9 protein-coding genes are annotated in these 10,081 nt (G+C 67.5%); 2 read left to right on the forward strand and 7 right to left on the reverse strand.

All coding sequences use genetic code 11. The annotated features are described in order from the left end of the window. The first annotated feature begins 239 nt into the window (after positions 1-239). Together BRAS3809_RS27655 and BRAS3809_RS27660 are read left to right on the forward strand one after the other, a co-directional pair. On the forward strand, positions 240-2,405 hold the full coding sequence (locus tag BRAS3809_RS27655) for an anthranilate synthase component I (RefSeq protein WP_008965303.1): 2,166 nt from the start codon (positions 240-242) through the stop codon (positions 2,403-2,405). A gap of 154 nt (positions 2,406-2,559) precedes the next feature. Further along, positions 2,560-3,099 carry an adenine phosphoribosyltransferase gene (locus tag BRAS3809_RS27660; protein ID WP_008965304.1) on the forward strand — a complete coding sequence of 180 codons (540 nt, stop codon included), beginning with the start codon at positions 2,560-2,562 and terminating at the stop codon, positions 3,097-3,099. A 9-nt stretch (positions 3,100-3,108) separates the two neighbouring features. On the opposite strand, the gene BRAS3809_RS27665 is transcribed toward BRAS3809_RS27660, so the two are convergent. The 7 genes from BRAS3809_RS27665 to BRAS3809_RS27695 form a co-directional block, all read right to left on the reverse strand. After that, the gene (locus tag BRAS3809_RS27665) at positions 3,109-3,777 is read right to left on the reverse strand and encodes a hypothetical protein (protein ID WP_008965305.1); all 669 of its coding nucleotides are present in this window, start codon (positions 3,775-3,777) and stop codon (positions 3,109-3,111) included. Positions 3,778-3,833: 56 nt separating this feature from the next. Next, entirely contained in the window at positions 3,834-4,595 is a 762-nt protein-coding gene (locus BRAS3809_RS27670; protein ID WP_008965306.1) for a P-loop NTPase family protein, read from the reverse strand. Positions 4,596-4,859: 264 nt separating this feature from the next. After that, positions 4,860-6,059, reverse strand: a complete 1,200-nt coding sequence (locus tag BRAS3809_RS27675; protein WP_008965307.1) for a M48 family metallopeptidase — start codon at positions 6,057-6,059, stop codon at positions 4,860-4,862. Between the two features lie 33 nt (positions 6,060-6,092). Continuing rightward, positions 6,093-6,650 (reverse strand): LemA family protein, encoded by a 558-nt coding sequence (locus tag BRAS3809_RS27680; RefSeq protein ID WP_008965308.1) that lies wholly within the window; start codon positions 6,648-6,650, stop codon positions 6,093-6,095. A 189-nt stretch (positions 6,651-6,839) separates the two neighbouring features. Next, positions 6,840-7,232 carry a COG4315 family predicted lipoprotein gene (locus BRAS3809_RS27685; protein ID WP_008965309.1) on the reverse strand — a complete coding sequence of 131 codons (393 nt, stop codon included), beginning with the start codon at positions 7,230-7,232 and terminating at the stop codon, positions 6,840-6,842. 177 nt (positions 7,233-7,409) lie between these two features. Beyond that, positions 7,410-8,402: a small ribosomal subunit Rsm22 family protein gene (locus BRAS3809_RS27690; protein WP_008965310.1), complete on the reverse strand. Its 993-nt coding sequence runs from the start codon at positions 8,400-8,402 to the stop codon at positions 7,410-7,412. Positions 8,403-8,464: 62 nt separating this feature from the next. Then, on the reverse strand, positions 8,465-10,081 hold a 1,617-nt coding region (locus BRAS3809_RS27695), incomplete at its 5' end, for a coiled-coil domain-containing protein (protein ID WP_035659036.1).

Below are 10,081 nucleotides of genomic sequence, written 5' to 3' on the forward strand. Positions count from 1 at the left end.
AAGCCACCCCCACCTGTGTCCCCGCCGCCCTTGACCCCGGCTCCCCGCCGTGGTCAGTTCCGGCCCATGAGCACCCCTGTCCGCCCAGCCCGTCTCTGGTGGCGCACCTTGTAAAAGGTGGCCGGTGCGATTTGTTTGACATGAGATCGCAGAGGGGCCGCCACGCAGCGGCGGCTTCCGGTTGGTCCTGTGTGGCGTTTCCTCGGCAAATTCCGTAAGAGGACGCCCAAGAGGACCCCATGAACAGGACCGTTTTCGCCCTTCCGGCCCGCAGCGACTACCGCACCTCGAGCGGGCTCGCGATCACGCGCACCGTCGAGCAGTTTTCCGGCGGCGCCAGCCGGCTGGACGACCTGATCGACCTGCTCGACCGCCGCCGCGGGGTGGTGCTGTCCTCGGGCACGACCGTGCCTGGCCGCTACGAGAGCTTCGACCTCGGTTTCGCCGATCCGCCGCTGGTGCTGGAGACCAGGGGCACCGACTTCACCCTGCAGGCGCTGAACCGCCGCGGCGAGGTGCTGATAGCGTTCCTGAAGGACAGCTTGCGCGAGCCGTGCGTGGTCATCACCGCGGCTTCGCCGGCGCGCCTCGCTGGTCACATCGTCCGCGGCCCGGCGCCGATCGAGGAGGACCAGCGCACGCGGCGCGCCAGCGTGATGTCGCTGGTGCGGGCGATGATTGCGGCGCTGTCGACCAATGACGATCCGCTGCTCGGCCTGTTCGGCGCCTTCGCCTACGATCTCGTGTTCCAGATCGAGGATCTCGTCCAGAAGCGCCCGCGTGAGAAAGATCAGCGCGACATCGTGCTTTATGTCCCGGATCGCCTGCTGGCCTATGACCGCGCCACCGGCCGCGGCGTCGTGCTGTCTTACGATTTTTCTTGGAACGGCCAGTCGACATCAGGCCTGCCGCGCGACACTGACGCCAGCGTCTATCTGAAGGAGCCCCGCCAGGGTTTTGCCGACCACGCGCCGGGCGAATACCAGGCGACGGTGGAGAAGGCCCGCGCGGCGTTCGCCCGCGGTGACCTGTTCGAGGCGGTGCCCGGCCAGTTGTTCGCCGAGCCCTGCGAGCGCTCGCCGGCGGAAGTGTTCCAGCGGCTGTGCCGCATCAACCCGTCGCCCTATGGCGCGCTGATGAATCTCGGCGACGGCGAATTCCTCGTCTCGGCCTCGCCGGAGATGTTCGTGCGCTCCGACGGCCGCCGCGTCGAGACCTGTCCGATCTCCGGCACGATCGCGCGCGGCCGCGACGCCATCGGCGACGCCGAGCAGATCCGCCAGCTCCTGAACTCCGAGAAGGACGAGTTCGAGCTCAACATGTGCACCGACGTCGACCGCAACGACAAGGCGCGCATCTGCGTGCCCGGCACCATCAAGGTGCTGGCGCGGCGGCAGATCGAGACCTACTCGAAACTGTTCCACACCGTCGATCACGTCGAGGGCATGCTGCGGCCGGGCTTCGACGCGCTCGACGCGTTTTTGACTCACGCCTGGGCGGTCACGGTGACCGGCGCGCCAAAACTGTGGGCGATGCAGTTCGTCGAGGACAACGAGCGCTCGCCGCGGCGCTGGTACGCCGGCGCGATCGGCGCGGTGAATTTCGACGGCTCGATCAATACCGGGCTGACCATCCGCACCATTCGCATGAAGGACGGGCTCGCCGAGGTGCGCGTCGGCGCCACCTGCCTGTTCGACAGCGATCCCGCGGCCGAGGATCGCGAGTGCCAGGTCAAGGCGGCGGCGCTGTTCCAGGCGCTGCGCGGCGATCCGCCGAAGCCGCTGTCGTCGACCGCACCGGACGCGACCGGCTCCGGCAAGAACGTGCTGCTGATCGATCACGACGACTCCTTCGTGCACATGCTGGCCGATTATTTCCGCCAGGTCGGCGCCAACGTGACCGTGGTGCGCTACGTCCATGCGCAGACCATGCTGGCCGAGCGCAGCTGGGACCTGGTCGTGCTGTCGCCGGGGCCGGGGCGGCCTGAGGATTTCAAGATCTCCTCGACCATCGACGCGGCGCTCGCAAAGAAGCTGCCGATCTTCGGCGTGTGCCTCGGCGTGCAGGCGATGGGCGAGTATTTCGGCGGCCAGCTCGGCCAGCTCGCGCAGCCCGCGCACGGACGGCCGTCACGCGTGCAGGTGCGCGGCGGGCGGCTGATGCAGGGGCTGCCGAACGAGATCGTGATCGGCCGCTATCATTCGCTCTACGTCGAGCGCGACAGCATGCCCGAGGTGCTGACGGTCACGGCGGCCACCGAGGACGGCGTGGCGATGGCGATCGAGCACAAGACGCTGCCGGTGGGCGGCGTTCAGTTCCACCCGGAGTCGCTGATGTCGCTCGGCGATGCCGTGGGATTGAGGATCGTGGAGAATGCGTTCCGGCTCAATCAGCCGGGGAGTTGATCACTGCCGTCATTGCGAGGAGCGCAAGCGACGAAGCAATCCAGTTCTTCCTTCGCGGCCCCTGGATTGCGTCACGGAGCCTGTCATCCGGCCGCGCTCCGCGCGGTCCGGGTGGCTCGCAATGACGGCAACACACAGAGTGGATGAGAGCACGATGACGTTCGATCTGGACATCAAGAACACGGTCCGCACCATTCCGGACTATCCCAAGCCCGGCATCCTGTTCCGGGACATCACCACCTTGCTGGCGGACGCGCGGGCATTCCGCCGCGCGGTGGACGAACTGGTGCATCCGTGGGCCGGGTCGAAGATCGACAAGGTCGCGGGCATCGAGGCGCGCGGCTTCATCCTCGGCGGCGCGGTGGCGCACCAGCTCTCCGCCGGCTTCGTGCCGATCCGCAAGAAGGGCAAGCTGCCGCATAAGACCGTGAGCATGTCCTACGCGCTGGAATACGGCACCGACGAGATGGAGATGCATGTCGACGCGGTGCAGCCCGGCGAGCGCGTCATCCTGGTCGACGACCTCATCGCCACCGGCGGCACCGCCGAGGGCGCGGTGAAGCTGCTGCGCCAGATCGGCGCCACCGTGGTGGCCGCCTGCTTCATCATCGACCTGCCGGATCTCGGCGGCGCCGCCAAGCTGCGCGCGCTCGAGGTGCCGGTGCGCACGCTGATCGCGTTCGAGGGGCATTGAAGCAGCGCCTCAGGAGCGCTGCATCACCAGCTCCAGCTCGATCTCGCGGAACGCATAATAGTTGCGCCGGATCCATTGATAGAGCTCGGTGGAGGGGTCGCGCTCCTGGCGCAGATAGCCGGTGAAGGAGAACGAGTAGCGCTCGATATAGGTCTTCAGGAACGCGGGCAGGGCGGCGATCTTGAGATGCTTGCTGCGGCTGTAGAGCTGGGGGAGTTCCTCGCGCAGCACGTGGTCGTTCTCGACCACGATCAGCTGGTTCTTCGGGATCTGCCGGCGCAGGGCGTCATAGGCGCGCATCGACACCCGGTCGCCCTCGGCGCAGTACAGCACGATCGGAACCACGTTCCGCCGCGCGGCCTCCTTCAAAAAGCCGATCTGTTCGGACATTTTGAAGAACTCGTCGAACGAGTAGTAGCCGAGGTCGATCACCTTGGGGATGCCGTCGTTGAGGATCACCCGGTCCATCAGCTGGATCTTGCCGTAGGTGTCCTCGATCGTCGCGGTTTCCGTGATCTGCGGCAGGAAGTCGAGCAGCGACGGCTCGCGCAAGGTGACGTCGAAGGCGAGCACCTGGCCGTTCTTCAGCAGCAGGAACTCGCTCAGGACCCGCGCAAGCAGCGTCTTCCCGGACTGCGGCCGGGGCGAGCAGACGATGTAGACGGGCGTCGCGGGCATCAGACCTATATCAGGTCAAACGTGCTTGCGATAAAGTCCCATCCGTCACGGAGACGCTATTTTTCCCCGGCCGGCCGCGGCGTCGGGGCCTTGGTCGAGCCGACGATGTCGGTGAGCTTGATGCGGTCGTACTCGCTCCAGACATTGGCCAGCCAATGCCGGACATAGCCGCGCAGCACGAAGGAGTAGTTGGCGGCCTCGTCGCGGGGGCCCTTGTTGGCGACGAATTTGAGGAACGGCACCGAGGCCACCTCGACCTGCTCGAACGCCATCTCGTTGAGCTTGGGGATGGTCAGCTCGGTCGCATCCTTGATGCGGTGGAAGTAGGAATTGTAGGTCGACTGGTCCCACTCGAAGAAGCTGGTGTTGTTGATGAAGTTCTTCACCAGGAAATATTTCGCCCCGATCATGTAGCTCGCCGTCTCGGCGATCTCGTCCAGCGAGGCGATCGAGGAGCCCAGGATGTGGAACACCGCGAAGGTGATCTGGCCGGAGCGGGCGGCGTCGAGGAAGCCGATGTCGCGGAGCGCGGCGAGGGTGGGCGACATCAGGCCGGCGCGGACGTCGATCACGGTGACCGAGGGGGCGACGGCGCTCAAAGTGTCGAAGATCTTCATCTGGTCCGGCGTCGAGTTCATGTCGACGATCTCGGTGATCTCCGGGTGGAAGCGCTTCAGGGTGCCGCGCGGATGCTCGGTGTCGAACGCCCGGGTGGGGACGTTGTTGGCGCTGAAATAATCGAGCAACGTCCGCGACACCGTGGTCTTGCCGACCCCGCCCTTGTCCGCGCCCACCACCACCACTGCCGGTTTCGCCATGGAAAGTCCTTCAGCCCTGAGGCCGGCCCGTCGGCCGGCGCATTGCATTCTGCTTTGGCCGCGAACATGGCAGAAACGCTGAAGAATTCAAATTCATTGCAGCACGGCAGGGGGGAAATCTGCGCCTTTCCTGCAACAGGGCCGGGCAATCAGGAGGAATCGGCCCGACCCGTGCTCTCGCACGCGGAAACAGCTGAGAGCGACTGGCAAGACGATTGGCCGTGGCAGCAGGCCACCCCCCGATCGAGGCCAGAGCGCCGGCGACTAGTGCCTGCCCCACGGCCCCGCGGCCGGCGTGCTCCAAGGGCCGCCGTCGGGGGCGGCGCCAGGCGAGGCCGTCGGCGCATCGGCATGGCTCCAGGGTCCGGACGGCGGCAGTGGCGGGGGGGCGGCTCCGTCCGCGTTCTCAGCGCCAGAATCGTCCGCCGGCGCCTCGTCCGAAGGCAGCGCCAGCGGGCCGGGATCGTGGCCGCCGGCGAACTTGATCAGCGCCTGGACGCGGGACTCGACGGACGGATGAGTGGCGAACAGGTCGGCAAAGCCCTCGCGCGGATTGTCGACGCAGAGCTCCATCACCGCGGACGTCGCGCCGGGCAATTCGCCGCGCCCCTCGATTTTGCGCAGTGCGCTGATCATCGCGTCCGGGTTTTTGGTCAGCTCCACGGCGCCCGCGTCGGCGAGGTATTCCCGGGTGCGCGACAGCGCCAGCTTGACCACCTGGGAGAGCAGCCAGGCCAGAACGATCAGCACCACCGCGACGATGACGACGATGATGGCGCCGCCGCCGGAGCCCTTGCGATCGGAGTCCGACGAGGAGGAGGACGAAGACGAGGAGGATCGTCCCCAGCCGCCGCCCCAGCTCATGTTGGTGAACAGGCGGAAGAACAATTCGCCGAAGAAGCCGACCACGCCGGCGATGATCACGGCGACCACCATCAGCTGGACGTCGCCGTTGCGGATGTGGGTCAGCTCGTGACCCAGTACCGCCTCGATCTCCTGGTCGTCGAGCGCGGCGAGAAGGCCTGTGGTGACGGTGACCGAATATTGCCGCGGGTTGAGGCCGGTGGCGAAGGCGTTCAGCGCCGGGCTGTCCATGATCTTCAGCTGCGGCATCGTGATGCCGCGCGAGATGCAGAGATTTTCCAGCAGGTTGTACAGCCGGGGCTGCTCCTGGCGGGTCACCGCGGCGCCGCCGGTCACCGCGTCGATCATCTTCTGATGGAAGAAATAGGCGATGACGATCCAGGCGGCCACCCCCAGCGTGGCCCAGGGCAGCGCCTTGATCAGGTCGCGGGTGGCCGCGTTCATGTAATAGGCGACGCTGCCATTGCCGTTGATCATCACCTCCGCGATCAGCGCGCCGGCGAACACCAGCACGTAGATCAGCAGGAAGAGACCGCCGAGAAGCAGCATCGAACGGGTCTTGTTCGATGCGATGTGGGTGTAGAGACCGTAGGCGGCCATGGTGTCGGGCCCTTCAGCGGGGAGGGCGCGGGCTCAGAACTTGACGCTCGGCGCGGCCTCGACCTCGGTGCGGCTGGTGCCGAGATCGAAGAACTCCTTGTGGGTGAAGCCAAGGGCGCCTGCGAACAGTACGGCCGGCAGCTGCTGGATGCCGGTATTGTATTCCTGCACCGCATTGTTGAAGAAGCGGCGGCTGGCGGCGATCTTGTTCTCGATGTCGGACAGCTCGCCCGCCAGCTGCTGGAAGTTGGCGTTGGCCTTGAGGTCGGGATAGCTCTCGGACAGCGCAATCAGGCGGCCGAGGGCGCCGGACAGCTGACCCTCGGCGGCCGAGACCTGGGCCGGCCCTTGGGCGGAGATGGCCGCATTGCGGGCCTTGATGACCTCATCCAGGGTGCCCCGCTCGTGCGCCGCATAGCCCTTCACGGTCTCGACGAGGTTCGGGATCAGGTCATGGCGGAGCTTGAGCTGGACGTCGATGTCGGCAAACGCCTGGCCGACGCGCTGGCTGAGGGCCACCAGCCGGTTGTAGGCGGTGATGGCGACCAGCACGATGATGATGAGGATGCCGAGGACGATCCAGCCGAACATGACGGGCTCCGAAGGAGAGGGCAGGAGGAGAGGGCAGCCGGCACGCGGCGCCCCTGCCGGACCGCGGGTGGACCGGCGTGCATTGGTCGCAGCAGGTCGGATGCCCGTTCAAGCCAGTTCGGATGCCGCGGTTCGTTCGCGAAGCACCCGGCTGGCGGGGACGTGGTCAGCAGGGCCGGGACAGGACGATCAATACGGCCGGGCGACCCGCCACTGCTGGGCGGGGTCATCGCCCTTGATCTCACCGGGGGCGCTGTCGAGCTGCGAGGTGTAGAGCGGGCGGTAGCGATAGGCCCACATCTTCTTGCCGTCGCTGCGGGTGATGACCGTGAAATCGCCCGTGGCGACCGCGTTGTCCGGCGCCATCAATGGCGGCCGCTTCTCGGCACAGGCGCCGTCGCAGGTCGATTTGCGGCCGGTGTCGTCACGTTCGGTATAGTACAGCGTCATGCCCTTCGGATCCGTCAGCACCGGGCCGTTCTTGCCGATGACGGCCTTGGCCGGCGGACCTTCCTGCTTCGGGGGCGGCGGTGCCGACTCGCCGCCATGTCCTCCAGCGAAGGCCGTTCCTGCCGAAGCCACGAGAATTGCAGCGATCGTCATCGTCCTGAACATCGACACGCGTTCCCTTGTGAGCAGCGCATTCAGCGCCTCATGCAGCTCACCGTAGCAAACGCGGGTTTTTCTCGGGTTTCGCGAAGTCGGGAAAATGAGAGACAAAGTCGACCCAGCGTTAACCAAGCCAGGCCGCGAAGGTATTCATGGCCGTGTCGGCGGCTCCACGCCGTCGCCCCAGTCCCATCGCCGCGCGGCGGCAAAGGCGGGCTTGTCGCGGCGGGGAATGCTGACCGCGGCCGCGGTTCCATCGGCTTGGCACAGCTTCGCCGTCATAGCGATCTTCGTGACCAGCGGCGGCGCGAGTACGCGCGCGGCCGGGCGATGCGTGACCGGCTGGCGGGTCAGGGCGATGAAGCTGAACTTCTCATCCTCGAACGGCACATCCGCCCCCTTCAGCTCGCGATGCGCCCGCGACCGCGCCAGCCGCTGCGCGAAGTGGCACCAGTCCGGGACGACCAGCGGACACGCCGCCGCATGCGGGCAGGGCGCGGCGACGTGAGCGCCGCCGGCCGCGATGAGCCGATCGCGCGCGGCGGCGATGCGCTGATAGCCGGCTGGCGTGCCGGGCTCGACGATCAGGAGAGTTTGGTTCGTCTTGGCCCACAGCGCATCGACGATCGCGGTGCGCTCGGCCTCGCCCAACTCGCCGATCATATAGCTGGCGATGACGAGGTCGGCGCTCTCCGCCCGATCGACCAGCGTTCTCGCCTGGCCGAGCGTGTAGGCAAGATCGTGCAGTCGTATCGTGTCGTCAGCGAGCGCGAGCGCCAGCGTGCGCAACGCCGGATTGGCATCGATGGCCTGGAACGAGGCCAGCGACGCAAAGGCCTCCGCCGCAGCGAAGCTCGCGGTGCCCGGCCCGGCGCCGACGTCGAGCAGCGAGGCCGGCGCAAACTCCGGGCTCGCCTGCATCACCGCATTCAGGCTCGCCGCCACCGCCGCGTAAGTCGCCGGCATCCGCACCGCGGCGTAGGCAATGGCGTCGGCCTCGCTGGTGATCGTTGCGGAATTGCCGCCGCTGCGATAGGCCGCCGAGATGCGCGCGGCGCGAGCCGCTGCATCCTGCCGCGACTGCCTATGCAGCCCGGCTTCGAGCGCGGCCTTGAGGTGTGGGGGCAGGTCAGGAGAGATCATGGCTCTCTCCAAGAGTCAGTCCGGGCGCCGCTGATGCGGCGGTCCGGAATGAGTGAGCACGATCACGCCACCTGCTGGTCGAGGATCTTCACGGCCTCGTCGAGCGCGACCGAGACGAGCTGCGACACGCCGCGCTCGGCCATGGTGACGCCGAACAGCCGGTTCATGCGCGCCATGGTGATCGGATTGTGGGTGATGATGATGAAGCGGGTCTCGGTCGAGCCCTTCATCTCGTGCAGCAGATTGCAGAAGCGCTCGACGTTGTGGTCGTCGAGCGGCGCGTCGACCTCGTCCAGCACGCAGATCGGCGAGGGGTTGGTGAGGAACACCGCGAAGATCAACGCCATTGCCGTCAGCGCCTGCTCGCCGCCTGAGAGCAGCGATAGCGTCTGCGGCTTCTTGCCCGGCGGCTTGGCGATGATCTCGAGGCCGGCCTCGAGCGGATCGTCGCTCTCGATCAGGTGCAATGCCGCCTCGCCGCCGCCAAACAGCTCGGTGAAGAGCCGCTTGAAATGGTCGTTGACGGTCTCGAACGAGGCCTGCAGCCGCTCGCGCGCCTCCTTGTTGAGGCTCTGGATGCCCTGGCGCAGCCGCTTGATGGCTTCGACGAGGTCGTCGCGCTCGGTGGTCAGTGCGGTGTGCGAGCCCTCGACATCGGTCAGCTCTTCCTCGGCGCGCAGATTGACGGCGCCGAGCCGCTCGCGGTCGCGGCGCAGCTTCTCCAGGCTGTCCTCGATCTCGTGCAGCGGCGGCAGCTGGGTGTCCGGGCCGATCTCGGCCATCGCGGCGACCGCATTCGGCTCGCATTCGAGCATGTCGTGGATCTCGCGCTCGACGTCGGCGACGCGGCGCTTGGCGCTCTCCAGCCGCTCCTCGGCGCGGGCCGCCGCTTCGCGCGACTTCGACAATGCTTCGAGCGAGGCCTTGGCGGCGCGGTCGGTGTCGCCCATCGCGGTCTCGGCTTCGGCGAGCGCGTCGGCCGCGACCTGGCGCTCTTCCTCGGCGATCGCGAGCTCGTCGATCAGCGCGCTGCGCTTCTCGGCGAAGATCTCCGGCGCGTTGTCGAGCTCGGCGCGCTCGTCCCTCACCTCGGCGATGCGCGCCTCGATGGTGGCGATCTGCGAGCCGGCGCCGCGGATGCGGTTGAACCAGTCGTTGCGCTCGTTGATGATCGCCTGCACGCGGCGGTCGGCGAGCTCGGCCTCGCGCGCCAGCGCCTGTGCCTCGGCGCGGACCTGCGCGGCGGCCCGGCGCTTGGTCTCGATCTCGGCGCGCACGGCGGCCAGCCGGCCGTCGGCTTCGGTGGTCGCCGGCAGCTCCTCGATCGCCTCCAGCGCATTCTGGTGCAATTCGGCGATCTCGGCGCGGTCATGCGCGAGACGCGTGGACGCCTCGACCAGTGCCGACTTGCGCGCCGAATGGCGGTTGATCTCGCGCTCGGCATTGGCATGGCGCTCGCGCGCCGCGTTCACCTCACGCTGCGCGGCGCGCCAGGCTTCGCGCGCGGCGCTCTCGGCCGATGTCGCGGCCTTCACCTCGGCCTCGGCGCTTTCCAGCGCCTGGCGCTTGCCGGCGGCATCGATGCGCGCCTGCTCCAGCTCGGCCTCGATGTCGATCAGGCGGGCGCGCTCGGCGAGGCGGCGGGCGGCGCCGGTCGGCGCATGGGCGGCGGCGATGAA

It is taken from the genome of Bradyrhizobium sp. STM 3809, from assembly GCF_000239795.1.
In the GTDB taxonomy this organism is placed as follows: Bacteria; Pseudomonadota; Alphaproteobacteria; order Rhizobiales; family Xanthobacteraceae; genus Bradyrhizobium.